Origin of the sequence: Zavarzinella sp. (assembly GCA_041399155.1) — a bacterium.
In the GTDB taxonomy this organism is placed as follows: domain Bacteria; phylum Planctomycetota; class Planctomycetia; order Gemmatales; family Gemmataceae; genus JAWKTI01.
In genome coordinates, this window is record JAWKTI010000006.1 from 12,948 (window position 1) to 39,526 (window position 26,579).

General features: G+C 50.9%; 23 protein-coding genes. 8 read left to right on the plus strand and 15 right to left on the minus strand.

All coding sequences use genetic code 11. From position 1 onward, the window contains the following. Positions 1-17 precede the first annotated feature (17 nt). Complete coding sequence (locus R3B84_22145) at positions 18-1,745, minus strand: alkaline phosphatase family protein (protein MEZ6143277.1); 1,728 nt, start codon at positions 1,743-1,745, stop codon at positions 18-20. Then, on the minus strand, positions 1,742-2,563 hold the full coding sequence (locus R3B84_22150; protein MEZ6143278.1) for a sugar phosphate isomerase/epimerase family protein: 822 nt from the start codon (positions 2,561-2,563) through the stop codon (positions 1,742-1,744). The genes R3B84_22145 and R3B84_22150 overlap by 4 nt, the downstream gene beginning before the upstream one ends. 691 nt (positions 2,564-3,254) lie before the next feature. Here R3B84_22150 and miaB point away from each other — a divergent pair. Further along, positions 3,255-4,742, plus strand: coding sequence for a tRNA (N6-isopentenyl adenosine(37)-C2)-methylthiotransferase MiaB (gene miaB / locus R3B84_22155; GenBank protein MEZ6143279.1), 1,488 nt, complete (start codon positions 3,255-3,257; stop codon positions 4,740-4,742). A 59-nt stretch (positions 4,743-4,801) separates the two neighbouring features. Continuing rightward, entirely contained in the window at positions 4,802-5,620 is an 819-nt protein-coding gene (locus tag R3B84_22160; protein MEZ6143280.1) for a leucine-rich repeat domain-containing protein, read from the plus strand. 12 nt (positions 5,621-5,632) lie between these two features. On the opposite strand, the gene R3B84_22165 is transcribed toward R3B84_22160, so the two are convergent. Continuing rightward, on the minus strand, positions 5,633-9,397 hold the full coding sequence (locus R3B84_22165) for a hypothetical protein (protein MEZ6143281.1): 3,765 nt from the start codon (positions 9,395-9,397) through the stop codon (positions 5,633-5,635). 42 nt (positions 9,398-9,439) lie between these two features. Then, entirely contained in the window at positions 9,440-12,604 is a 3,165-nt protein-coding gene (locus R3B84_22170) for a hypothetical protein (protein ID MEZ6143282.1), read from the minus strand. On the opposite strand from R3B84_22170, the gene R3B84_22175 reads away from it, so the two are divergent. Continuing rightward, positions 12,603-12,725 carry a hypothetical protein gene (locus R3B84_22175; protein MEZ6143283.1) on the plus strand — a complete coding sequence of 41 codons (123 nt, stop codon included), beginning with the start codon at positions 12,603-12,605 and terminating at the stop codon, positions 12,723-12,725. The genes R3B84_22170 and R3B84_22175 overlap by 2 nt on opposite strands. 50 nt (positions 12,726-12,775) lie before the next feature. On the opposite strand, the gene surE is transcribed toward R3B84_22175, so the two are convergent. After that, the gene (gene surE / locus R3B84_22180) at positions 12,776-13,549 is read right to left on the minus strand and encodes a 5'/3'-nucleotidase SurE (protein MEZ6143284.1); all 774 of its coding nucleotides are present in this window, start codon (positions 13,547-13,549) and stop codon (positions 12,776-12,778) included. Between the two features lie 392 nt (positions 13,550-13,941). Between surE and R3B84_22185 the strand changes: the two genes are divergently transcribed. Beyond that, positions 13,942-14,493, plus strand: coding sequence for an HYExAFE family protein (locus tag R3B84_22185; protein ID MEZ6143285.1), 552 nt, complete (start codon positions 13,942-13,944; stop codon positions 14,491-14,493). A gap of 193 nt (positions 14,494-14,686) precedes the next feature. Here the strand turns inward: R3B84_22185 and R3B84_22190 are convergent, their stop codons facing one another. From R3B84_22190 to R3B84_22205, 4 genes are all read right to left on the minus strand, one after another. Then, on the minus strand, positions 14,687-15,109 hold the full coding sequence (locus tag R3B84_22190; GenBank protein ID MEZ6143286.1) for a hypothetical protein: 423 nt from the start codon (positions 15,107-15,109) through the stop codon (positions 14,687-14,689). A 346-nt stretch (positions 15,110-15,455) separates the two neighbouring features. After that, positions 15,456-16,028, minus strand: a complete 573-nt coding sequence (locus R3B84_22195) for a nucleotide exchange factor GrpE (GenBank protein MEZ6143287.1) — start codon at positions 16,026-16,028, stop codon at positions 15,456-15,458. Between the two features lie 35 nt (positions 16,029-16,063). Continuing rightward, positions 16,064-17,212 carry a molecular chaperone DnaJ gene (gene dnaJ / locus R3B84_22200; protein ID MEZ6143288.1) on the minus strand — a complete coding sequence of 383 codons (1,149 nt, stop codon included), beginning with the start codon at positions 17,210-17,212 and terminating at the stop codon, positions 16,064-16,066. Positions 17,213-17,433: 221 nt separating this feature from the next. Beyond that, positions 17,434-18,573 carry a hypothetical protein gene (locus tag R3B84_22205; protein ID MEZ6143289.1) on the minus strand — a complete coding sequence of 380 codons (1,140 nt, stop codon included), beginning with the start codon at positions 18,571-18,573 and terminating at the stop codon, positions 17,434-17,436. Between R3B84_22205 and R3B84_22210 the strand changes: the two genes are divergently transcribed. Continuing rightward, the gene (locus tag R3B84_22210) at positions 18,566-18,766 is read left to right on the plus strand and encodes a hypothetical protein (GenBank protein ID MEZ6143290.1); all 201 of its coding nucleotides are present in this window, start codon (positions 18,566-18,568) and stop codon (positions 18,764-18,766) included. The two genes, R3B84_22205 and R3B84_22210, sit on opposite strands and share 8 nt — an antisense overlap. A gap of 204 nt (positions 18,767-18,970) precedes the next feature. Here the strand turns inward: R3B84_22210 and R3B84_22215 are convergent, their stop codons facing one another. The 5 genes from R3B84_22215 to R3B84_22235 form a co-directional block, all read right to left on the minus strand. Continuing rightward, positions 18,971-20,173, minus strand: a complete 1,203-nt coding sequence (locus tag R3B84_22215; protein ID MEZ6143291.1) for a GNAT family N-acetyltransferase — start codon at positions 20,171-20,173, stop codon at positions 18,971-18,973. Between the two features lie 107 nt (positions 20,174-20,280). After that, positions 20,281-21,678, minus strand: coding sequence for a hypothetical protein (locus tag R3B84_22220; protein ID MEZ6143292.1), 1,398 nt, complete (start codon positions 21,676-21,678; stop codon positions 20,281-20,283). Beyond that, a complete protein-coding gene (locus R3B84_22225; protein MEZ6143293.1) occupies positions 21,581-22,045 on the minus strand; it encodes a hypothetical protein in 465 nt (154 codons plus the stop codon). The genes R3B84_22220 and R3B84_22225 overlap by 98 nt, the downstream gene beginning before the upstream one ends. 122 nt (positions 22,046-22,167) lie before the next feature. Continuing rightward, a complete protein-coding gene (locus R3B84_22230; protein MEZ6143294.1) occupies positions 22,168-22,536 on the minus strand; it encodes a hypothetical protein in 369 nt (122 codons plus the stop codon). 358 nt (positions 22,537-22,894) lie between these two features. Further along, positions 22,895-23,779: a DUF3800 domain-containing protein gene (locus tag R3B84_22235; protein ID MEZ6143295.1), complete on the minus strand. Its 885-nt coding sequence runs from the start codon at positions 23,777-23,779 to the stop codon at positions 22,895-22,897. A gap of 297 nt (positions 23,780-24,076) precedes the next feature. On the opposite strand from R3B84_22235, the gene R3B84_22240 reads away from it, so the two are divergent. The 3 genes from R3B84_22240 to R3B84_22250 all read left to right on the plus strand — a co-directional run bounded on the left by R3B84_22240 (position 24,077) and on the right by R3B84_22250 (position 25,863). Next, on the plus strand, positions 24,077-25,009 hold the full coding sequence (locus tag R3B84_22240; protein MEZ6143296.1) for a sugar phosphate isomerase/epimerase: 933 nt from the start codon (positions 24,077-24,079) through the stop codon (positions 25,007-25,009). Positions 25,010-25,013: 4 nt separating this feature from the next. Beyond that, complete coding sequence (locus R3B84_22245) at positions 25,014-25,454, plus strand: VanZ family protein (GenBank protein MEZ6143297.1); 441 nt, start codon at positions 25,014-25,016, stop codon at positions 25,452-25,454. A gap of 79 nt (positions 25,455-25,533) precedes the next feature. Continuing rightward, positions 25,534-25,863: a hypothetical protein gene (locus tag R3B84_22250; protein MEZ6143298.1), complete on the plus strand. Its 330-nt coding sequence runs from the start codon at positions 25,534-25,536 to the stop codon at positions 25,861-25,863. 22 nt (positions 25,864-25,885) lie between these two features. Here the strand turns inward: R3B84_22250 and R3B84_22255 are convergent, their stop codons facing one another. Then, complete coding sequence (locus R3B84_22255; protein ID MEZ6143299.1) at positions 25,886-26,521, minus strand: NlpC/P60 family protein; 636 nt, start codon at positions 26,519-26,521, stop codon at positions 25,886-25,888. Positions 26,522-26,579 lie beyond the last annotated feature (58 nt).

Genomic DNA, 26,579 nt, shown 5'->3' on the forward strand with positions numbered 1-26,579 from the left:
GCATCTTCCTGAAATTGCTATTTGGGTTGATCCTCTGCAAACAACCCCTGGGGCACTTGAAACGCTGCCTTCGCAGGTGGGGCACAACCCACTGCGTCTGCGAAAATACTGGCAATCGCCTGTGGGGCGATTTTCTGGCCAGAACGCAGGTGTTGCACCCCTTTACCATACACCATCAGTGGCACGTGGGTGTCATATTCATACGGGGCACCGTGGGTGGTTCCGGTGGCGTTCAATTCACCAAACAACCAATATGGCTTCAGCACAAAGGTTACTTCGCCGCACCGCTCGGGATGATAAGAGAGCTTCATCTGGGCCAATATCGGATCATTCATTAATTTTTCCGCCGTCGCACTGGTGATCTGATCGGCTGTTATCATGCGGGCCACACCTGGGATCGCACTTGCTGCCAAAGCCACTTCTGCAGCTACTTTTTTCGCATCGAGTTTTCTGGCTTCCAGCACTTTTTCGTTGAGATACACCCACCCGTTGGAAGTGCTGTTGATCCACTTGGTTTTGCCAGCAGGTACATCGCTGGGAAATGTTTTATCCAGATGTTTCAGAATGGTGGTCTGCACCAGTTTCGCCGATAGCCGCTGAGCATCCAGTTTTTTGCTGGCTGCCACTTCAGGTAATGGGCAAATACCATGATCCGCACTCAGGCAGAGCAGGTATTCCCCTTTGCCCACGGTGGCATCCAGATATTTCAGCAATTCGGCCACAATCCGATCGGTGCGGATGGTCATATCCATCACTTCGTGGGAATCCGGCCCCCAGCAGTGGCCCACACTGTCGTTACTGGAAAAGCTGATTGTTAAGAGGTCTGGCACATCATCTTTCCCAAGTGATTCGGCCACAATCGCCGTTTTGGCCACTCCCAGCAGAAATTCGTTGCCGTAAGGCGAATTGTACAACGCACTGTAATAGGCACTGCCCGGCTTTTTCAGCCCGCCATCTGTGGGGTGGGGGAAAGTAATCCCCTGCTTCGACCCTTTCCCTTCATATCGAATATCATCCGGCCCACTTTCAGGAGTGTAATCAAGGTCGGAAACAAAATAGTCCCAGTTTTTGCCAAACCATTGGTCAATCATTCGCGATTGATTCAGTTTGCTGACCCACGCGTGGGGCGCTGCACGGAAAAAAGTGGAGGTGATCAGCATACCGTCTTTACTATCCACCCAATAAGCGGCATCTGCCTTGGCACCCACGGGCAAAATGGCCCCACGGTCTTTGAAAGACAGGCCCACCAGTTTTCCCTTGCCCTGGGTATGTTTTTTCAGCACATCGCCGAAAGTTTCTGCAATCAGTCGTTCTGCGGTTCCAGTCGTGGCTGGGTCTTTCGCAGGATCCTGCTTCTCTCTCTGAATCGGTGCTGGTACCCGCTGGTGGCGGGGACTGGTCACACAATTCACTACTTTGCCCGATTTTCGATCAAACCAGGAATTCCCCACGATACCATGATCGTTGGGGCTGCAACCTGTCATTAACGAAGCATGCCCAGGACCAGTGAACGTGCCCGCGTAGGGATAGTGGCAGTTGTCGTACCAGGCACCTTCGGCCTTGATGCGTTCAAAACCATCTTTGCTGTAGTGCTTCGACCAGCGAGCGACATAATCGCCCCGCAACTGATCAAATACCACCAGTACCAGCAGCTTTGGCGGTTCTGGTGCCGCACCCGCAGTACTAACTGTGCCCAGCAATAATGCCAGCACGCCAAGGATGCCAGGTTTGGTTATCTGCCTCACTGTTTGCTCTCCAGTATGCGGTCCATTGCCATTTTACCCAATTCGGCCACCTGGGTAGGCTTCATCGCCCAAATGGTGGGATTCATCAGTTCCAGCGAACAGTGCCCGGCGTAGCCAATCGCCTGCAATTTGCTGACGATGCTGGCAATGGGCAGATTGCCATCACCCGGCATTACACGCTCCGAATCGACCATCATTTCCCGCAGAAGCCATGGTGAGTCGCACAATTGTACATGTTTCAGATTGTGTGGGGTGAGACGATCCAGATCTTCGGTTTTTGATGGTCCTTTGATGAAGTGGTAAAGGTCCAGGCAGATTCCCAGGTTTTCCTGCTGGCACTGTTCCACCAGTTCAATGGCTGTTTCCAGATTGGTGCAGCACGTTCCAGTGCGAAATTCAACTGCCAGCTCGATACCGTACCCACTGGCCCACTGGGCAGCCTGGGTCAGTGAAACCAGCATGCGTTGCAGGCTGATTTCATCTAACTGTGGGGCAACATCGGGGGCCAGCACCATTAATGGCACGCCAATTAGCTGGCAGAGATCCAGCCGCTGGCGAAACTGATCGAACATGGCCTGGCGTTGTTCGCCCTGACTGATCAACAGCCCACCCTGATACGATGCGGCCACAGGCTTTACCTGGTGCTGCTGCCACAGACCCTGCAACTGTTCGGTGGTGTGCGTCTGCAGATATTGTTCCACCTTGGTCAGCCAGAGTTCTACAGCCTGCCAGCCCACATCAACAATTGCTGCCAGATCTTCCGGCATGGGGGTATTCATGAGGGTACATTGGCTGATGCAGGTCTTCATTGGTGCCATGGATGCTGTTACTTTTGAGCTTTCGAGGTTATTGTAAGTTGGAATGGGAAGCAGGACAAAGATAACCTAACCCCCCAGCCCCCTTTCCTCGCAGGGAAGGTGAGCAAGAATGGATTCCCGCCTTCGCGGGAATGACGTTTTCCAGTACTCCTTCGCGACTTTGCCGCTTTGCGGTCAATTTGAATAAGAAATTCCCTCCCTGGCGCTTTGAGCGATGAAGACGCAATTTGTTTTCTTGGCGTCTTTGCGTCTTGGCGGTCAAAGCGCCAGCACACCAGTCATGAAGAAATTCCCTCGCTGGCGCTTCGGGCTATGAAGTCGCTTTCCAAGCCGGGGTGAGGTATTAACTTGTGCCAAATGCTTTCCCCTTGCTCTTGCAGAGAAGGTGAAGAATTAAGAAATTACCTGATCAATCAACTATCCGCTCTTTCACGCTTTTTTCCACCATTTCTGCATTTTGTGCCAAATAGTTGCTCAATCGCACACCCCAAAAGGCAATATATATTCACGTGGGGGAAAATTCGGTTCTTTTCTTCACCTTCTGGTCGGGATTTGTCCATGTCATTGGTAGAATTCTGAAGCCGGGGCGGAGTTGAAGTCAACCTCTCCCGAGGAAAAGAATATAATTTTGCTATAGAAAGTGGGGCGGATTTTACGGACAATAACTAATTAGTTCCGTACCGACATAAGAATGATGAGCGATACCATTACCAAACGCAAATTGTTTATTGAAACTGTTGGCTGCCAGATGAACGTGCTGGATAGCGAGCTGGTGGTGGGAAGTTTGCGCAGAGACGGCTACGAACTGGTCCATGAACCCACCGAAGCCGACGTGATACTGTTCAATACCTGCTCCGTGCGGCAGCACGCAGAAGACAAAACTTATTCTGCACTGGGACGGTTGCGAACCCACAAAGAGAAAAACCCGGATAAAGTAATTGGTGTGCTGGGGTGCATGGCACAGAAAGATCAGGAATATATTCGGGAACGAGCCCCCTTTGTCGACATGGTCGTGGGTACGGGGCAACTGGCCCGTGTGCCAGAACTGGTTCGCAATGTGCAGGAAACCCGTCAGCCACAGTACGCATTAAGCCTGGGACGCACCGATGCAGGTCGTTCGGTGGTGGAAGAAAGTTTTGAAAGTTTCGATCCCCCACGTGATGCCAGCATGCGGCCCACGCCCTTTCAGGCGTATGTCCGTATTCAGATTGGGTGCGACAAATTCTGTACCTACTGTGTGGTTCCCAGCACGCGAGGACCGGAACAGAGCCGCACACCAGAATCGATTCTGTCGGAATGTCGCAATCTTGCGGCGGAAGGCTGTAAAGAGGTCACCTTGCTGGGCCAGACCGTGAACAGTTACCGCTTCAAACATGGGGATGGACGCACCACGCGGTTGAGTGATTTACTGACAGCAATGAACGACATCCCCGGCCTGGAGCGGATTAAGTTTGTCACCAATTTCCCCAAAGATATGACCGATGACCTGCTGGATGCGGTGCGGGAATTGCCCAAAGCGTGCAAATACCTGCACGTGCCGGTGCAATCAGGCTGCAACGAGGTCCTGAAGCGGATGAAACGCATGTATACGGTAGAACTCTATCGGGAAATGCTGCACCGCTGTCGCGAGAAAGTACCTGGGGTATCTATTTCAAGCGATTTTATTGTGGGCTTCTGTGGGGAAAGTGAAGAATCGTTCCAGAAATCGCTCGACCTGGTACGCGAAGCCCGCTTCAAGAACAGTTTCATCTTCAAATACAGCACCCGCACCGGCACGAAAGCGGATGAATTGTATCCCGACGATATCCCGGAAATTGTGAAGAAACGCCGGAATAATGAACTGTTGGCCGTGCAGAATATGAACAGTCTGGACGACCACCGTGCACGCATCGGTCAGACCGTGGAAGTCCTGGTTGAAGGTCCGAGCAAACTTGCCAGCAAGCAGGGCACTGGCCCGATTCGCCAGTTGATGGGTCGATCCATGGCCGATCATATTGTGGTGTTCGATGGTGGAGAACGGTTGATTGGGCATACCGTTCCCGTGAAAATTAAGGAAGCCAGTTCCTTTACGCTCTATGGTGATGTGCCCACACACATGGTAGCGGGTGAGGATCTGCAGCCAATATCGATGCCAGCACCAGTAATTTCGCATAAAACATCGTTACCCATTGTGGGTTAAACCGCCAGACGCAAGCAGCAATTACTTGTTCGCCCCCTCTCAACAAGCGAGTTCTCATCATGAAACGGATCCTCTTTGTTTTCCTGTGTGGCTGCTGGGGCAGCATTGCTCAGGCTGCTGGCCCGATTACGGATGCCAAGCTCGAAGCAGTTGTCCGCAAAACGCTTCAACTGCCCACAGGCGACCTGACCGATGACAAATTGCGTAACCTGTTTGTTCTGGAAGCAAACAGTCAGGGAATCACCACACTGACAGGTCTGGAAAAATGCCCTAATCTCCTGCAGATCCGCATGGCTGGCAACGCCATCAGCGATTTAAAGCCGATTGCTGGTTTAACGAATTTGCAATCGCTTGATTTTGCCCGCAACAAAATCAGCGATATTAGCCCACTCGAAAAATTGGCGAAACTGCAATTCCTTGATCTTAGTGGGAACACCATTGAAAAGATCGATGCTGTCCGTGGGATGACCGCCTTAACTGCGCTGTACCTGAACCAGAACAAAATAAAAGACCCCGCACCCGCTGCTGAATTGAAAAAACTGTGGACACTGCAGTTGGGTGACAATCAACTGACCGATGCCAAAGCACTGGTTGGTTTGAAAAAACTGGAAAATCTCCGCATCAGCAACAATCAGCTGACAGATCTGAGTTTTGTCAGCGATTACACTGATTTGCGGATTCTGATGATGGACAACAACAAAATTACCACCCTTGCACCACTGATGAAAGCAGTGGATGCCGATATGAAAGGCCAACGCCGATTCGCACCCTATTTGCGGGTGTATCTGGCGGGCAACCCACTGAAAGATGGTGCGGCAGAAATTGCCACTTTGAAAAAGTCGAATGTGCGGGTCTTTGATACCATGCCGAAGAAATAGTTCGACATCAATTTACAGCATCAGCTTCCGCCAGATCATCAACAACAACATTGTTCCTGCCGTCCACACATGCAGGGCATACTGTTCCCACATTCGCTGCCACCAGGGTCGGGGGTAGAAATCAAGAATTAGTGCGGGCTCCGCTTCGGGTTTGCTAGGTATTACCAGATCTTCATCCTGTGGGATTTCCAGCAACTGGAACCACCAATCCGTATCGACAGTGACTTTCCTTAAATTGTCACCCTCCCCACGCAACGATTCCGATGCAGACCACGAATCTGGTGGGTAAACATCTTTCGTAGTCAGTTGCGGATCGAATTGATAGGTGAAGTGCAGTTCCAGGGGCAAGTGATCCGCACAGCAGACAAAACGTGGCACCAGATACTGTCCCTTTGGCAGAAAAAATCGCACGCTCCATTCATCGCCCATTTCTGCCACCGGAAAATGATAAAACCCACCTGGCACCAGATCCGTGCCCACTGTGGGTGCGACTATCTGGTGCGCAAATGGGAGATAAAGCACCACGGAGTGGGCAAATTTCGGAATATCTTTGGCCGAAAACGTGAAGGTTACCTGATATTTCTTCAACGTGTTGAACCAGTGAAACTGGATCGTTGCAGGCAGCACCAGTTTCGATTCTTTGATCGCCAGGGTGGTGAATTTGGCCAGTACTCCCTTCACCACGGCCTGAGAAGGTGTCGTTAATTGCAGGTCAGCATTCGCTTTGGCAGGTGGGACGAATTCATCACCCATCGGTGCTGTTACCTGCACGCTCACTTGGGCAGGATCATCGCCCAGGATTACCGATGAAACGGGTATTTTGTTGCTCGAATTGCCAGTGGCGGGTATTGGCAACGAAGCGCGGATTGTCAGGTCTCCCAGCAAAGCAGCAGTGGGTAGTTGCAGGTAAAGCTGATCTCCCGCCTGCGACCATTGCTGCAGATCGCTGCCCACTACGGAATCGATTGTCCAACCGCGCATTACTGGCAACTTCACGAGACTTTGTGGCTGGCTGGCTTCCCACCTGGCCTGAATGGAGGCATCCAGACGAGTCCGTGATGATTGAATGGTTGTCTGAACTTGCTTGACCGTCACTTGCTGAACTTGTGGGCGTGGCTGGATCGTCGGACCGGTGGATAATCGTTGTTTCGCCAGAAAATAGGTCATGGCTTCCTGCTGGCTCCCACCCAGCCAGCGAAACAGTGCCTGCAAATCGCCCGGTTCAGCAGCAAACATCGCCGGATTTGTGGGCTGATAGGTTTTGGGAATTGCATACCATTCGGACGTAGGCATTCGGTCGACAGTGAGGCTGGGGAGTAATTGCCGTTGATTCGCTTTCCCCGCCGTCCACCATGTGGCACGAAAAATCGTTGGTTCTGTCAGAGGCTGCCTCAGCTTCACCAGATAGACATTCGGCCCGGTCCTGGTAATCAGCGGCTGTGATAAAGTACTGTCGAACATACTGGGGATGATCGGTTCGTAGACCAGATTCTGCAGCAGGAGTTCGTTACTGGTGCGGAGAGTGAATGTATGAAGCAGATTTCCCTGTGGTTGGACAATCAGTTTACTGATCGTGGTATCGCCCGGTGAACGAAACTCATGCAGAATGTCTGCTACCGCATCCTGTTTCGGTTTCGACAGATTCCCCCACTGTGCGGTAAAAGTGGTGATTGTCGGCAAACTGATTTCTACAGGCTTGTTGCCTAACTTAACCTCAGTAGTGGGCAAAAATCCGGTGGCATCCAGTAGCGTCTCGGGGGTGTTGCTGGTCAGCAGAACTGTGTTTTCACCCGCTTTGGGTACTTCCAACTGCCATTGTGCGATCGTGCCCACACGATTGGACAGAGGAGATTCAAACGACCCCACCAACAGGTGGTCTCCCGCCTCGGTGATCATCAACGTGGGAGGTTCTGTCATATTGACCGTGACCGCCGCACCATCGATGGTGTAGCCCATCAGTCGCTGGGTGGCAAAAAACGCAGGTATCGCCACCTGGGGCTGTAATGTAGTCAATTTGATCGTTAATTGCACCACCACTCGGTCCGCATGCAGGGCCATTTCATAACGTGCCGAAGTGATAATGTACTGTTGATTGGCAATGAGCCCTTCGGTGCGGTCTGTTGGTTCAGGTAACTGGTCTGCGCTTGCTTCGATCGGCTCTGGATCATCCAGAAATTCGGTAAGGCGGTGCACCATTGGGTAGGGATGAAAGCGATGTTGCCGCACCTGTTGCATCGGTAGTGGCGGGAGCGTTCCCGCACCGATCAATAGCCGAACCTGCAACTGGCTGGCGGCAATTTTCGTTAAATCCCACTTACTTGCGGTATTGGAAATAACCACCGGATTCCCGGAAGACGACCGCAACGTTGCATGAATGTTTGAGCTGAGGTTGGCCACCTGCAATTGGTCCTGCGTCACCAGCCATTCCCCTTCATTCAATTGTGGCAGCAATTCTGCAAGTGTATGGTCGAAACGCTGCAGAAAGCTGCTGCTGTTCGCCCACGGAATGGTGTAGCGAAGTTCTAATTCACGTGCAGAATCGGGCATTGTGGCAAAAAGCTGGTGTTGCTGCATCGAAAAGACCAAAGGCACGCCCGATTGTTGCAAACGAACTTGCTGATACGGCTGGCTGGTGGGCATTTTCAGGCGTAATTCGCTGGTACCGGTGCGGAGCTGCATCTTCAGGCGAACTTGCAGAGAATCTGGCAAAATTTCGAGATTCGAGAACAACTGACATTGATTTCTGATTTTCGGCCAGCTTAACTGCACCCCAAAACGATGATTGGTGGGATTCCGAAACTGATAATCGGCCAGCCGATTGCCCACAATTTTGACCCAGGTGGTATCCGCATCAACTACCTGCAGGTCCGCGCCTGGGGGTGGGGCATTTTTCAGCAGAATTTCAGAACGAGAGAACAGATTCGGCTGGTGCATCATTGGCTGCAGCAGCACGGTTGTCGCGCTCTGGGCACTGATTTGAATCGTCAATTGTAATCGGGTGGCGGGCTGGCTCGATTCCACAACCAGCACCCGCGATTTTTCACCATTTCTGGTAAGCCACTGGATTGGCAGATTCCCACGAACATCGGTAATTTCCAGTTGTCGATCGTACGGCATTACCAGCCGTGGGAGTTTCGGCTCCAGGCTTTGCCACGTGTATTGCACTGTTCCTTTCCGAGTTCGGTAATCCCACGTGGTGATGGAAGTTTCTACGCTGGGCACCTGACGGGCCAGTTGCCAACCCAGCATCAACTGGTTCCGGCCAGATGCCCGAATTTGATACAGTCGATATTGATCCTGCACGATTTCACTGACAATCTGACCGGAATTTTCCAATGGGTGCAGACTGACCTGAGCAGGGCACCGCAGTTCCAGTAGTGCCCGACAACTCGGTGGCAATTCCACAATCAGGGGCTGCTGCCGGGCCACTTCCGTGGCAGTCTGCCATTCGGACAGAAATTGCAGATTTTCACCCGCTGGAATCCAGATCGCCTGCTGCTGCGAAGGATAGGCCACACCATAGACCACTGGCTGACCGTTGCTCCAGCGCAGTTTTGACAGCGACAGGTGCTTCGTGGGATAGGCAACAATCTGGGGATTCCCTGCCAGGTTGTCTGCCCGCCATTCCACACTGCCCTTCGCGGTCAATCGTTCATTCTGCAGTTGAATATCGCCACGGAATTTGGCTTGAAACGTAACAGGCAACTGCATTGGCAAACTACGTATTTTCTCCAAGGTGGGGAAAAGCAAGCCAAGAATAGCCAACAACAGATTCATGGTGCGACCTGAGATTGCATTGTCCCCTGACCTTTTGCCGAATTACGCACGGGAGCCACTCATTGGAACACTGGTACTACTATGATCGCGTGGCCGTGGGCGATCTGCACGAAAACCACTCAGGCGACGAAGAATGTATGTCCGTCGCCAGTTGAGAAACAGCTTACTGAACAGTAACAGCAGGATTCCTAAAACACCAATCCATCCGGTTTGAATGAACTGGATCAGAAAAATCGGGTACGCGATGCCGACGCCCACCAGCAGAATGCAGACACAGACTCCCAGAATGAAAGCACTACGACGTTTCGCCAGCAATAACATGCCCGTAAACATCACAATGCCAAGTGCGGCAAAGACCACCACGAATTTGTTTACCACCACGTACGACAGTTCCATCGGTTGCTGAAATGTGCCCGACAGGTAAGTGTGGTTGGTAATCAGGCGTTTTCTGATCGGTGCATCATTGGTAAACCAGTCATCCAGCATCGTAGGATGGACCCCGCTGCCGAGGGGTTCTTTCAGATTCCGAATCCCCAGGTCGAGGTTGGCTGGGGAATAAACCAGAACCGCACCATCAGCAGGTGGGTGCACCACCCACCGAGAAATGAGAATTTTATGAGGGTTCAGTGGCACCAGCGGGGCAATTTCGTGACGTGGGGCATTCAACGGATAGGTATAACGGGCTTCGAGCACAAATGTGGTACCCGCCTTAAATGGTGGTAATTCGACAATGGTAGTATTCGCGTCGAATACTTTGCTGGATGCGCCCAGGGAAGTCTGATTCAACCACAACTGAATATTCTGTGTAGAAACATTGATCCGCAATGAGAGCTTTGTTTCGCTTAAGTACTTGATCAGTAAGCGATTACGACAACTGATCTCTTTAGAAGTATGTTCCACTTCGAGCAGGCTTTTTTCTACCACCACTTCTGCCTGTGTGGCAGATTCGGCCTGGACCCGCTGAAAAGTAATCTCCGGCACATTGTTTGGCACCAGCAACGTGTAGGTGGGCAAAAACTCCCCACTGTCGGGCCGGGTTATCGGTGGCAGTTCCGTGCAATCTTCCGAAACCAGTGAATACGAAGACTGTCGCGAGTTTTTCAGCCACACTTCAGCCGTGCGCGAAATGGTATTGGTAGGGTGCACCAGTGGGATGCGCTGGGAATCGCTTTCAGCCAGTTCCACATCATAAATCAGGGTAATATTCGCATCAGTCTGATTCCCATCCAGCAACAGATACCACTTTTCCTGCTGCTGAACCATAGAACCGTTGGTGGTGCGGAAACCCGTGGCACCCATTGTGTGAAGCAGTTCCAGTCGACCGGTTTCGATGGTGTTATTCACCAGCGTTAAATCAGCTTCCACACGGGCACTTTTTTCCAGCAGGGTCACTCGATAGTGAATTCGGGACTGAACATCATCCATCGCATCCCGCAGAGTTGCCACCAGTTGTGCGGAAGATCGGGTGCGAAAACCACTGTAGCGACGCAAGCCGTTTTCAATTTTGCCGCACGTCAGTTGCTGGCTTTTTTCGACCCCTTCTACCTTTTCAAGTAACTGGGAGGTGGCTTTTTTATACTCCGGCAGCACCAGTGTTACTTTTTCTTCAATCGTGGTGCCTTCCCGCAGACTGGGGAAGCGATCCACTGCAAACTGATTGGTCTCTGATTTTGGATTTTTCCACTTTCCAGTAATAGTGATGGTAAACTTGCGGGCTTCCGGTACCTGCAGTGCCACACTGTAAGCGGTTTCGCCATTACTTGCTTTGGCGGTGGTCCATTCCGCATCAGTGGAATTGTGGCTGATCCGTTCCACCTGATATTCGTTGGGCAGCAACAGGTCCACCTTTTCCACCGTGCGATATTGAGGGTAAATGGTGGCAACAAACGAAAACTTCCACGCATCACCCACAAAAAACTGAAACTGATGATCCAACTCAGACAACAAGCTCCCTGGGGTTTCATCCAGCCACAGTGTGGCCGTCAGCCCTTCTTCCAATGGCTTATCAGCTCGTTCGGCAAAGCTGTACCGGTCCTGAAGTGGGTTGTCGCTGCTGAGTTTTTTCATCTCCTCAGGCACTTTGTACCGACTTCGCAAACTGGCAGGATGATCTACCACTAATTGGCCTGTCAGGGAAATCGCCTGTCGCACGCCCCACGGACCGAGGATAATCTGTTGAGTTTTCTGATTCGACCTGCTGATGCGGTAGGTGGCTTTCACTGTCAAAATGGCATCCTGTGGCTCGGCCCATTCGGCCCGCCATTCATTTTTGCCACGTTCCGGCCGCACCAACTGTGGGGTGGGCAACGCCGTTCGGACAGCAGTCAACCGGACGGGCTCTACTTTTTCTACCACCACATCGGCGTTGGCTGGCGCCCGAAACACCCAGTCCCGCACAGAACCAGAAAGTTCATAGCGAGTTTCCAGCAGAATTTCCTTCGTTTGAACCGTCACGCGACTGCTGACATCTGCCCGACGTGGCTCTGGCTGTTGTTTTCCGGGTCGAATCCAGCGAACTTCCAGTTGATAAACCTGCCCCAGTGGGATTCCTGGCCCACCTGCCTGAAAACGGCTTCGATCTACTTCTTCACTTTCTTTGGTGAAGCTATTGCTGCCGGAAATCGCTTTTTTGATGGTGCGTTGCAATTGCAGCCTGGAAATCTCTTTCGGACCGTCAAATTGCAGCAACGTAATTAATGCCCCTGGCAGGTCCAGTCGAAAAACCTGTTCCCCACCTGGGTTGGGTGCGGCTAACTGGCTTTCAAATTCCACTTCAACGGTATGTTCACCCGGTGGCCCCACATCGACCGTTAACCCTTCTTTGGTAAACACCATATCCGGCAGGGCTTTCCCATCCAGCCGCAACGCGGTGGGTTCCAGATCCCGCAGGCCAAGTACCATCAGGCGGGACTTGGGCTGATTCTTCAGACGATATGTTAATTTGCCGCGAACAATTTCTACCAGACCCACCTTCACAATACGTGCGTCAATTTCCACCGCACGTGGTGCGAATGGAGCCAATTGTTGCAGGCGATTCCGCAATTCTTCGTTTTCACGTTCCAGATCAGCAGAGGGAGTGACTTCCGGTTGCTTTTCACCGGATTTTGGCGTAACTGGTTGTTGAGCCAACAGTTGCAGCGAAGAGCCCAAAAATGACAACAACACCATGCACCAGAGGTGGGTCGATAATCGGAGTTGTTGCACCATGACCGTAAACCTGATCCCACGTGGTATTGGTGCAGGTAATTGGGTCTGCAGAACTGCACCATTACCTATCTATGGTATCACACCAGTCGAATTTGGTAAAACAGGCATTCTGGCGATTTGAGATATTCTGGGCTGAAAAGTGGAATCGGTTGCAATAGTGGGATTGTGCCACTATTGCGGAGTTTCCCACGTGTGCGAGGCGAGATCGCGCAATCGTTGGTAGTTCGTCAGATCAAAATGCAGCGGTGTCACGGTGATATACGCTTCTTTCAGTGCCGCCTCATCTGTTCCGGGGTGGGGCTCGGCACAGGCATAATCGGCACCCAGCCAGTAATACAATCGCCCACGTGGGTCGACATTACGCACAAAACTTTCCTGGTACGGTGCATAATTTTGTGGTGTCACCTGAATCCCTTTGGGCGGCCCCAGTTCAGGTGGGGGAATATTCACATTGAACAATGAACCTTGTTCCGGCTTCAGGGCGATAATCTGTTCCACCACCTGACGTGCGTATTTTGCCCCCTGAGGAAAATCGACTTTTTTCGGATCCAGATATGCCTGGGAAACCGCAATCGCGGTATGCCGAAAAAATGCAGCCTCAACTGCTGCCGCAACCGTGCCGGAATAAAGCACATTGATGCCGGCATTCGAACCGGCATTCATCCCACTGACAACCAGATCAGGTGGTTCTTTCAGCAATTCGCACAGTGCCAGTTTCATGCAATCCGCAGGCCGACCTTCCACAGCCCAACCAATTGGCTGGCCCTGGTCGTCCTTTACTTCCTGCACAATCAGCGGCCAAAGCAGGGTTACGGAATGGCCGGCAGCACTCTGTTCGGTCGCAGGAGCACAAACCACCACTTCACCTAGCTGCTGCAATTCTTTCCGCAATGCCTGCAGACCAGGTGCGTATACCCCATCGTCGTTTGTTAACAAAATTTTCATGAATTTGATGTCCTTACCACTAAGTTAGGTTATGCACCAGGACACCTGGGCTGGGAAAAAAATGACTGGCAGCCAGCCAATTTGATCTGATGTTCGTACGAATAACAAAAATGTTCCACGTGGAACGTTTCTCATTTGTACAAATATCAGATCATCTTATCCGATCATATACGTCATTCCCGCGAAGGCGGGAATCCAGTGCTGAATCTTCAAGTACACCCAATCAGCTGAAACCCACCACAACCGTCATTCCCGCGTAGGCGGGAATCCAGCTTTTGGTACTGAAACTGACATCTCATCGGCCTCAAGCTTAACTCATCAAGCTGTTGGCCTGTGCAAATTGGCTGATGTGCACTATATTCCATTGAACAAAAATCGAGTATAATGCTTCCATGGATCGTGGCAACCATTACGAAACGGCATTCGAAGGCTATCTGCGGGACAGACGGTTGTCTTATATTGCTGTGGATGAATCCCGCCGGACGCTGATGAATGATGAAGGGATCAAAAGCGTTGACTTTCTGGTCCATTCCCGCGAAGGTGGGCGACTGCTGATCGATATCAAAGGCCGCAAGTTCCCTTATATCTGCAATGGCACCCCTCGCTACACGTGGCACAACTGGGTCAATCGGCGGGACATTTCCGATCTCCTCCGCTGGCAGGAAAGTTTCGGCGAACAGTATCTGGCGTTAATCGTGTTTATGTACTGGCTGGGGCCGATGGTTGATTTGCCAGCACCCACCCCGGATTTGTGGCATTGGAAGGGAGCACGTTATCTGGTGCGGGCCGTCGCGGTGGAAGATTATGCCCCAGTGATGAGCCTGCGTTCCGAAGTCTGGGATACGATGCACGTTTCTACGGAAGCCTTTCGCGACCTCGTCCGGCCATTCAGCGATTTTCTGGTCGATCGCAAGGCACTGGCAAATAGCAACATGGAGCAATGAAAGCCATTAAATCGACTTGATGGGTTTCCTTTAACAATTTACCCCTGGGCCACCACGACATAGTTATTTTGACAGATTTATTCAATATTAATTTGTTGGTGGTTTTTCTCAACCTTCCAAAGAATGAAAAATAGCTGGCATCTTGTTGAGTGGGCGTTACCAAGGGTACCAGCTTTTTATGTTGCAAAGCACATCACCAATCAGCGTATTTTGTAAGAAGTACTGGGATAAAATCTGCACCTAACTCATAAAAAGCTACCGACCTGTGCATCCCTTCAACTATGCGATTCATTGGGTCATTCTTTTGCACGAAAATCGGGAAAACAGGCTCTCCTTGCACGAGTAAATTCTTGATTGTTTGAATCCGATCCCTGTGGTAAGTATGACTCATAAACAGCTCTCTGTTTTCTGTGATATGTGATTTCAGCCGTTCAACCGGCCATTCAGCATACTCAAATACAAATTTTTCATCTGGACGACAATTCAGAATATCTTCATGTGGCCAATATTCAATTGACTTAGGAAAACCAATCGAAAGAGGGCCTAAATCCTCATCATGTACCACCCCAGTCAATTCATCCCATCGATAAGTTCTTCCTACTTCAAGCTGTGGCATCCGCATTTTCATCTCATACAAACTGGACTTCGAAAACATCTGCAACTTCTTCTGAAACAATTACCATCATAACATGCCATACCTTGAGTTTGTTTCATGTTGGCTGCTGCATTATAACACGTGCCCTTTCGAGTCAGATGCACACCGGATTAGCCAGACGTTTATTGAAGAATTAGTGAATTAAATTCGAATTATCATAGCTGGAAGTTTCGTTCCGGTGGGTGGAATCGCTTACGAGTTTCATCTGGATTCTAGAAGCACGATTCAATTCGCATGATTTCAGGTTTACGCTAACACCCGAAGGATGGGAAGTTTCACCTGAAGGGCAATGAAACCCTCTAACAATTTACCCCTGGGCCACGACGACATATGCTGGGCGCATTACTTTTTCGTGAATCAGGTAACCCTGCTGCAGCACCTGAATGACGGTATTCGGTGCGGCGTCGGCACTGGCTTCCGCCTTCACTGCTTCGTGGTAGTGGGGGTCAAATGCCTTGCCCAGGGCCTCAATGGGTGTAATGCCGTGCCGTTTCAGGACATCCTGTAACTGGGTCATCGTGGCGGTGATCCCCGCAACCAGCCCGGGATTATCCCCACTGTGCCTGGCGGCAGCAATCGCCCGTTCCAGATTATCCAGTGGGATCAGCAGATCGTTGGCAAACTTTTCGTGGGCAAACTTCAACTGATGCTGAATATCCTGGGCACTCCGCTTCATGACCTGCGTCATTTCGTTGTGGCGGTTCTGAAATTCGGCCAGTGCCTGCAGAAATTCGCCATTCTGCTTTTCCAGTTGATTGATCCGTTCCTGTAACTGGGCGACATTCCCAGGTTCAGGTGGGGTGTTGGTGGCCTCAGTGGTGTCTGCCCCACCGTCTTGCGGGTGGTTTGGCAGCGGTTCATCAGGATGATTCTCGTTCATAATCTACTTTGTTATCAACAACGGTCCATTCAATATTATTTTGCTTCTTCATCGTCCCCGGTAAAGAACGATTTCAGCTTTTCAAAAAAGCCTTTCCGGTGGGGCGAAACCTGTTTGTGTTCAATTTCTGCCAGTTCACGGAACAGTTCTTCCTGACGCTCGGTCAGGTTACTGGGTGTTTCGATACGAACCGTCACCCGCAGATCGCCCCGTGTGCTGGAATCGACCACCGCACCACGGCGTGAAATCTTCAGTTCTGGCATCCCATGGTTGCGAATCCGAAATTCCGTACCCGTTTGCGTGCCCGCAGGGATCGTCAGATCGGTGCTGCCATAGAGCGTTTTCAAGGTTATTGTAGTGCCCAGCGCTGCCTGACTGAAGGTAATCGGCAATTGCTTCAGGAACAGGTCGATCCCTTCCCGCTCGAACACCGGGTGGGGGGCAATCCGTACCACTGCTTCCAGGTCGCCTCGAGGCCCACCTGGCTCACCGGCATCACCTTCCCCACCAATCAGCAGGCGTAAACCGGTATCCGCACCGGCTGGCACGGTTACCGAAACGGTGCGTTCCTGCTGCACACGCCCCTGACCACGACAACTGCCGCACGGATTGGTGATGGTGCTGCCAGACCCGTTACAATTGGGGCAGGGCTGGCGGAATTCAAAAAAGCCCTGTCGCTGGACAACTTCGCCACGCCCACCGCATCGCATGCAGGAATGCTTTTTGCCGTCTTTGCTGCCAGTTCCCTTACAATCTTCGCAGTTTTCGTAACGGCGAATTTTGATTTCCTTCTTGATGCCTCGGGAGGCTTCCAGCAGATCGATATCGACAGGAACACGAATATCCGACCCACGCTGGGGGCCGGTCTGCCTGCGTCCGCCACCAGTGAAGGCACCGAACAGTTCGTTCACCAGATCGTTAAAGGCCGAACCACCACCTCCGAATCCGCCACCACCGTTCTGTAGTCCTTCGTGGCCGTACTGGTCGTAAATGGCACGTTTCTGGTCGTCGAGCAGCACCTCGCAGGCTTCCCCCACTTCCTTGAACATGGCTTCAGCCTGGGGATCGCCCACGTTGCGGTCGGGGTGGTATTTCCGCGCCAGCTTGCGGTAGGCCTTCTCGATCTCATCCGTACTTGCATTGCGGGCCAAACCCAGCACTTCGTAATAATCGCGTTTGGACATTCAATCTCACTCTAAGGGCATCGCCGCACCATCAAACAGCGAACTTTATGATTCTGTCACTATTCTGCTAGTGGAAAACAAATTATATTGTAGGAGATCGTTGCGTACAATTGCGATTAATGAACATTTGTTCATAAATGTTCGGCGATGCTGAAACTGTGGATCAAGAAATTGGTTCCGAGATCAAAATCTCGATTTGAATGTGCTCCAATGCGAAACCTTTACTTCCGGAATGGCTCGGGCACGGGTGGCAGCAAAGTTGCTGCCGGGCGATAAGGTGCCTGGGCTGCCGGTGAATTGGAACGTGCATCAAAGCCCACGGGTGCTGGTCGATAGCCCGTAGGTGGTGTGGGTAGTTCCGATCGATTCCACGATGCAGGTTCAATTCGCTGATTAGCACGTGGGGCAGGTGGTTCGCCAATCGAGCGAGGCCGTGTCCAGCCGATATCTTTGTCGTGTGGCCCAGGTGATGACAAGTGATCGCTGGAACCACGGACCAGTGGGATCGGGTCGAACAATGGTGCTGAAGGGGGCAGGCTGTCGTAAACACGTGTCACGCTGCTGCCTCCCACTTTACTGAAACCTTCCGGTGCTGTGCGTGGTCCTGAAGGTTGTTCACGTACCACTGCTGTGCCACGTGCGACATCTTTCAGGTGCTTGATCCAGGCACTTTCCAGGTCGGGCACATTGCGGAAACTGTAATATTTCTGGCAGGCATCATCCCAGTTTTCAGTCAGTCCGTATGCCACGAAGTTCAGAAAGGTCTGACGGTTACTTTGTTCCACCAGGAATTTGGTCACAGAATAGCCCTGGGCATACAACGTCATCATGTCGCGTGGATATTCCTTCATCGGGAACAATGCCCGCAACTGAATGCCTTTGCCACTATTCAGAATATCGCGGCACAAGCGGTCGTGTCGCGTACGTTCCAGTTCGTCTTCGGAATAAACAGAGCCACCTTCATCGGCCCAGCGTGGTACCGGCTGACGGAAATGATGGGCAAAGACAGTATGTGTAATTTCGTGGGGTAGTACACTATTTTTCAGTCGCTCTCGCTGGCCCTGGATTTCCATTTCCTGGTAAATCACGCGACCAAACGTAAACGATGTGACCCCGCTGGCACCTGCTGGGGTAATGATGACTTTTAATGGGCACGGCTGGGGCCAATCGGGCATTTCCTGACCCAGCCATTCCTGGGCTTTCACTTTACGGAAATGCTCCGCAAGTTGACCAAACTCTTCCGCATCCACCTGACGTGGCGCTTCCACGATAAAGTTCTTGGTGCGAAACGTCGCCGCCTGCAGATTCCCCATCGTGGAGAATGCTGCCAGCAGCACCATGATTACTGTTCGGATGGCCATCCCGGCTTCTCCCCTGCTGAAAGACAAAACCAATTTGTCTGTTACCCAATGGAAAGCTACACGCAAAACGCAGGCCATGCCGGTTTGGCAGTTGGGAAATAACAGGAAAAAACTCCCGAAAGTATTAATTTGCATGGGTTTACAATTTTTGTGGCATGCGCGAATTATGACGGCTGACGGCCAATCGCTGTAATTGTTACAACCGCTTTCTTTACAACGGTGGTAGTTATTACAACTGTCGACAAACCTGTCAAATTGCGTTGCTTGCCTATCTTTCCAGGTGCCTTGGCAAACCAAATCCTGGATGGTTCGCATTGGCCACCATGTCCCAGCATCACTTGGGAAATACTTACCGCAAGTATTCGACAGAAGTGCCTGCCGTGCTGCACCACCTTGTTTATGCTTCCGAAACATAATGGGCGATCTCCTTCCGATTATCCCGAATGTAGTAAACAGGCCCACGGTATTGTGGGGTACCAGCTGCATGTGGCGCGTACTTTCTGCCGTACTGGTCACCCGCGTGGGTGTTCGCCTGAGCTTCAATCTGGCCAATCCTGGCAAAGCCGGCATGTTCAAATACCGGGTTTACCTCTCCCATCGCGGCCAGTGTTTCAATCCAGGGAACTGGGCAGCGTTTGCAGGCTTCTTCAATCAGCCAGCGGCCCAGGCCTGCACCACGATACTGGGGATGCATCACTACGCGGGACAACACCCACAGAGAACGATTCATTTCCCGCAGTGCTTCCGAAGTGCGTGGGTGTTTCCAGCCGAAGAACATTGTTCGTAAACGTAACGATGCTGCCGGTGCCGCAAAGACAATCACCCCCACAGTTTTGTCGACATGCTTCAACACCTGCACGCTGCGGACAAAGGAAATGTTTCTGCTGCGATAATGCCACTGAGCGAAGGGATACCAATCCAGCATGGTGCCATCTTCAATGTGCAGTTCCGGGTGAAATGAAATCGGGCGTTGCAGATCCTGCGACAATCGCCGCACCTGAAGTGGCTGGTTTTCCTGGCAATGAATGTGAACCGTGGGCTGAAGATCCGGCAACAGATCATCATGGCTGGTTGCCAGCAGGATTGTCCTGGGATCGTGCTGCCAGCGTCGCCGCAATGTGTATGCCAGCACCTTCGCCGTAGTGCGGTCCAGTAATGCCGCAAACTCATCTGCCACGATCGGTCGTTGGTGTGATGCAGCCAATGCCAGGGCCAGGCGAAGCCGATATCGCTGTCCTTCCGAAAGTGCCTGGGCAGAACGCAACAATAGGCGAGATTCTGCAAGGCCACAGGATGCCAAAAGCGAAAATCGTTCTGCCAATGGCAATTCAAACAGATCGATCACGGCCTGCGGCCCAGGCGGAATCTGCGGTAACATTACACCGCCAAGGCGATTGCTCAGATCACGCAGGATGGAACTTTTCCCTGAGCCGGACGCACCAGTGATCAACACCAGGTCGTTGGGTTGCAACTGCAATTCATACTGGTGGCAAATGCGATGTGGCGTCGTTGTTGCCCTGATCCCAAATAACTGGCACACTGCACGCCCGGCTGGGGAAGGATGGATTGGTTGAAAAGGATACTCGATAGAAAGTAACATGAACATGCTCCTTGGAGTTTGTGATTAGAAAACGTGGCACGGGCATCCTGCCCGTGAAAGCACATGGGCAAGATGCGCATGCCACATACAAAATTGGCTCACAATAACTAACGAATGTTGGGTTGACGTTGCTTCTGTAGGAAATCAGTCCCCATAGCCAGGGCATCAACCAGATCATCGTGATTGCCCAGGGGATACTCAGTCATTTCGCCCAGCAATTCCTGCACATCGGGTGTGGCAAAACCAGCCACGGTGCCGTGCAGCAATACCTCGCCCCTTTGAATTGCCGCACTCAGCATCGCAATGCGACTCGTCTTGGAAACGTGGTGCACCACCGGGCGAATCTTCGAGCCAAACTGTTTGTTCAATCCAAGCAATTCGGTGAAACCACGAAAGGCACCATTGGCTTCCATCACAATCAGATCGGGCTGATACCGATCGTGATAACCCACAATGGTATCCAGCAGGTCGGGCGTATTCAGCCGAAAGGCTGCTGCGTGTGGACAGTAAATCGTTTGCTCTGCCTTGCCCAGCACCACAATGGCAGAACGATCTGCCTGGGCCGATGTGCTTAACGCGGGATCGATTGCCAGGATCAACTGATCGAAAGACGGTGCGTGCTGATAATACTTTACCCAGTGCGTGGGGATCAGCAGTTCTTCTTCCGAAACAAAGTTCAGTCGATAGCCACGTTCAAATGCTGCATTGCCAATCGCCTGGCGACGTTCTTCTAAAGCAGCAATCGACCAGCGTTCTGGCCACACTGGCTCCAGATGGGGTCCCACTGCACGGCGAAATAATGCAAAGCCGGGATTGGCAATCAACTGTGCGTTCAGATCGTCCCGATGCCACGGCGTACTGAGGCACCACAGGTTGCCTGCAGGTTCCAGCATATTCACCAGATTATTCTGAAAGACCTGCTTCACATGTTCGCGACTTGCTTTACTGGTCAGGCTTTTCACATCCACAATATCATCACACACCATCAGGTCTGCCCTGCTGCCGGTGGATGCATTATCGATCCCAAGTGCTGCCACGCTGGGGCCGATACCTGCTGCAGGGCGCTGCACTGAAAAGCGTTGTGTTGTCCATGGCTGGGCAGGCTGCAAGCCAGGAAATACCCACTTCAGAAGGGGATTGTTGCGAATGGCCGTGCGGATATAGTCAGCACGTTCGCGTGACAGTGCTTCGCTGGCACAAACAATCTTGACACGAAGCGATGGATTGCGGCCCAGTTCCCAAAGGATTCGCCCACAAATCTGCGTGCTTTTGCCATGATCACGTGGGAGTTGCACCAGAGCTTTGCTGTGCTGGCACAAAAACTGTTGCAGTTCACAATGGACCTGCCCCAGCTTCAGTGGCGTGCCATCGGTGTTTCGCCCACAAAAACTGATGAATGCTGCGGGATCACGTCGGGCCCGCACGATCGCCAGCAGTAATGGCTTCAGCATTGGTGGCGACAACTTGCACAGTGGGGAGGGCATTGATTGCTTGCTGGAGTTCATCGGCGTAATCCTTGATTAACTGAGCTAACAGTTCTTCCAGATTGACTGGCGTGGCCTGGGATAATTTTTCCTGATGTGTCCGCAGCAGCTCTCGTGCGGCCTGCACGCTGTACTGCGGTTGACTGAGATCCCGCATGTGGGTGCGCAGTACTTCGCGAGCTTCATTGACGGTTTCTTCGGTAATGTCCTGGCGAAGTTCGTGCAGTAGTTGCTGCCACAGATCGCGATAACGGTGCTGTGCCCACGTGCGGATCGTCGTGCTGCCAATTGACAATTCCTTGGCTATCTTTTCCCACGAATTGCCTGCCAGACGTAACTTCGCCGCCTGAGTAAGCATTTGAATCACTTGTTGATGTGTGAAACCCATGATGTGTTCCTTGAAAGTAAAGTGAAGAAAATGAGCAGTAACCTAACCTACTTTCCCCTCTCCTGCAAGGAGAGGGGTGGCGAAGCCGGGGTGAGGTTTTATTGCAGAAAAACAACCAAAACTTACAATCGCAACATAAACACTCGTTGATACGTGCGGGATGTGCCCTGGTGAACCTTCTCCACCCAGACCACAGCAAACTGATCGTCCGTGGTGCCACTGGGCAGGCGAACTTCGTCGCCATCGGCAAAGGTAATGTCGCCTTCATTCGCCGTGCGGGTGCAGCCATCGCGAATATCAACATCGCTGTTCAGCATCATCACGTGCGTCCAGCGTGGTTCACTGGCACTTCGCCTGCCACCTGCAAAATCTGCTGTCACCTGACAAGGCACGCTACTGGCAACAATTGTTCCCGAACCAAGTGGTCGAACGATATCGCACTGCAGGCCGAGGAATGCCCCAGGCAGCGGAATCGAAATCTCAGTGGGCATGGTGATTCTCCTTGAAGGTGGTGCCCAAAAAGTAACCGCACGCACAACTATTGCACATGCGTATATTAATATATCCATGTACTGTATATTTGTGCATAATTTTATGTTGAAAATGGCACGTACTGCGTGAAAACAGCTAACGCAAGTCATTTGAAAATAGGCATTTACGGAAAATGGCCAAAAATTGTGAAAATCAGCAAAATAACGATCAAACGAACATCAAACAAACTGCATAACCAACCTTTTCAGGGATATTGCAAAGTAAGATTTGATTTTTATCTGTGTCTACAGTACAATACTATCGGAGACTCGGCTTCGGGGAGAGCGAAAGCTGGCCACGAATTCTTTGTCTCTTTTTTTATGCTTTTCTTCCTGGCCCACATGGGTTTGGAACATAACAAATACCCCAAGTGGGGAACCGACCACTTTCATTGGATCCTTCACCACTGAACTGAAGTTGCTTTATCCATTGATCAAATTCAGATTGAATTTCTTCGCGAACTGGTTCATTCATTCCTTGGGAAGGCAACCGAAAGCACCAATTCACACAATAGATACACAGATCTGCAATTTGCACAGGATAGGACATATCCGAAGATACAAATAATGGAGTAGGTACAATCCATTGAGAGCGAAATCTCCCACTGGCAGTTTTAGAAAAATAGTTTTCAATCTGCCGGATGAATTTTTTGTCGAGAGATTTGTCTGTCCCATCCATCACAATAAGGCCATTTTGCTTTTTTGCCTCACAAAAATAAAAGTATCTTTCAAAAAGAAATACCTGATCTTTTCGCAGATAATCTTCGTTAGGAACGCTGGATTTTACAAAACCTCTTGGCGTCATGCTTGCAAATAACACCGCTTTTTGATCGCGAAGCAAATGGAAAATTCCTATCGCCATTTCAATACAGGCTTGCCCATATGCACAAAATTCAGTGCTCGTCGGATTTAACTTTTGAAGGCCTTTGGCTAAGAATGCTCTCGCATGTTTCTGACGTTCCTGGTCTGCCATCACAGAAGCTTGTTTAGCAAATCGGAAGCGCTTTCTATCCAAAAGTGTACTTCCTTTAATCTCCTTTTGAAACTCAAGCAAAGAACAACCAAAGGCAAATTGCTCCAGTTGCTTGACCGCTCGCGTTAACGACCAAAGTTTACTATCTTCAATCGCAATTCCGCCGCGCACTTCGTATGGCATCTGTTTGTGATCATGTCCGCTTTCATCTAAAAACAGCAACCAAGCCATGTGTTGTTCTCAAATAGCAAGAAAATCATGTATTCAGACGAGTTAAGCATGCATGATTTTATTCAACGTTAATTGGAAGATTGTAACGTTAACAAGTTGCGTTGAAATCAGTCAACGCAAGTCATTTGAAAATAAGTATTTACGGAAAATGGCCAAAAATTGTGAAAATCAGCAAAATAACGATCAAACGAACATCAGATCCCGTTTGCGTAGGCGATGGATCGATTGATTCTCACTGAATTCCCCACATTGTTTGCTAAAACAACTATCAAACTGTCTCTTCGTGGGGTTTTCACAATGGATCGTCGTCAAGTATTGCTCAGTGGTGCTGCTGGAATTGCTGCAGGATCGTTCGTTTCACCATTGATTGCTGCACCGGAAGTGGGCAAAAAACCATTTGAGTTCTGCCTGAACACCAGCACCATCCGTGGGCAGAAGATCCCCGTGGAACAAGAGGCTGAAATGGCAGCCAAGGCCGGCTACCAGGGGTTTGAACCGTGGATTCGCGAACTGCAGACGCACCAGCAGCAGGGAAAATCGCTGAAGGACCTGGGGAAAAAGCTGGCCGATCTCGGTCTGAAAGTGGAAAGTGCGATCGGTTTTGCCAAATGGATTGTGGATGACGACATGGAACGCACCAAGGGGCTGGATGAAGCCAAACGCGACATGGAAATGGTGCTGACCATTGGCGGCAAACGGATTGCAGCCCCACCGATCGGTGCGACCAACCAGAAAATGACCGATTTTGGCAAAATCACGCAGCGTTACCGCACCTTGGCCGATCTGGGCAGCAAAATTGGCATTATTCCTGAACTGGAACTGTGGGGCTTTTCCAAAACGCTGTCCCGCCTGGGCGAAACGGTACTGGTGGCAATGGAAAGTGCCCACCCTCAAGCGTGTATTCTGCCCGATGTCTACCACCTGTATAAAGGAGAATCCGGTTTCAGTGGGCTCAATTGGCTGCAGGGCCAGGCGATCGGAATCTTTCACATGAACGATTATCCCAAGAGCAAACCGCCCGCAACAATTGTTGATGCAGACCGTGTCTATCCGGGTGATGGTGACGCCCCACTGGTTGAAATTCTGCGGCAACTTCGCCGCATTGGTTACCAGGGAATGTTGTCGCTGGAACTGTTCAATCCGGAATATTACAAGCAGGATGCTTACACTGTGGTGAAAACCGGCCTGGAAAAGATGCAGCAAGTAGTCAAAAATGCGATGCAATGGTAAAGGCATGAAAGTGATGCACTCTCCCTTATCGTTGCCGGAATCGAAACGCTATGTTGTTCGGCAGATTGCCGCCGGCACCATGATGGCAGCAGGTGCAGGATGCACCCTGGCAGTAAAACTTACCCGTCAAAGTGACATTTTTCTGGCACCGGAATGGCTTGCTGCAGTGCTGCCCAATTTTGTCTGTGCGAGCATGATTCCAATAGCCATTTTTCTGTCCCGTCGTACCATTCAGTTTCGGGACACACTCTGGATGGCAGCCTTCAGTGCGATGATGCTCGTTGCTTACGAGATCGCACAATTGTGGATGCCACGCCGCACATTTGATTGGAACGATATCTGGGCAACAGTTGCAGGTGCAACCTTTTCAATCTGTCTGAGTTCGGCAATCATGTTGACATCAAAATTAATTAACGGCTTTCAAGATAATCTGGCCAGAAACTGAGAGCCTTTTGATTTTTAAGTGCAGTAGTGAAAAAGCTCATCAGTCGATAAAGAATTTTTATCTGTAAAAATTGATTTTCATGAATTTACGCAAAATCGCAAGCGAAAATGCTCCCGGACCATTTTATGCAGAGGATATTGGTACAGATTGTGGCTGTCTGCTACCAGAAGGAGAGGCACCGACGCTCTTAGCTACAACTGGCCCTCCACGTTATCAGACTTATTTCCTTCGACAACCAGAAACACCTTTAGAAATTGAGCAAGCATGTGCTGCAATACGTATTTGTCACGTACACAGCTTACGTTATGGCGGTAAAGACCCAGAGATTTTAACTCGTCTGGCGGATGTGCCACATTTGTGTGATTATCAACTAACTCGTGATGGACGCGTTATCCCTGCCGGATGGTAAAGTGGGGTGTGGCGTAACAACACTATTCAATAATTCGACGGGCATGCGAATGGCGGGTTTTGTACCATCCGTTGTATTCTCTGACAGCGACTTTTCCTTTGGTGGAATCGATGATCTTCCCGTCTTCGAAAAAAATCACCACGTGGGCAATTTCCTTGCCACTTTGATCGGTTTGAAACAGCAGATCACCTGGAAGGAAAGGTTCTGTGGGCTTTAACTGCCTGCCCGCCGTGCGTGCCTGTTCGCGAACATTGGAAGTAAACTTGATGCCGAAACCATAGTTGTACACCCAAGATGTGAAGTTGGAACAATCGAGCCCACCTGCAGCAGGGATATGCTTGTGCTGATACGGCAAACCGAGATATTTCTTCGCGACAGCAATGGAGCGTTTTCGCTGAAAATCAAGCGGATCAGCAACGCCATCAGGTATCTTCAATGGTGGGTATACCTTCGCTTTCGGTCCCCAGGTGGTGTTCCACTTCTCTTTCGGTGTGTCTGTTTGTGGCAATGAATCGCGATATTCGAAATCAAAATCAACAGCAGGGGCCTTCTTTGCAGCAGGCAAATCGGTTGCTTGAGGAACCGTTGGCAGCATTTGCTGTGCACCGAGAGCCCCACCGAAAATCAGTGTATGTGCAAGTAACAAGAGATATTTCATGATGCTCCGCCCCGAACTGTACCACCATTTTAATGTATTTCATCTGCCAGAATATTGG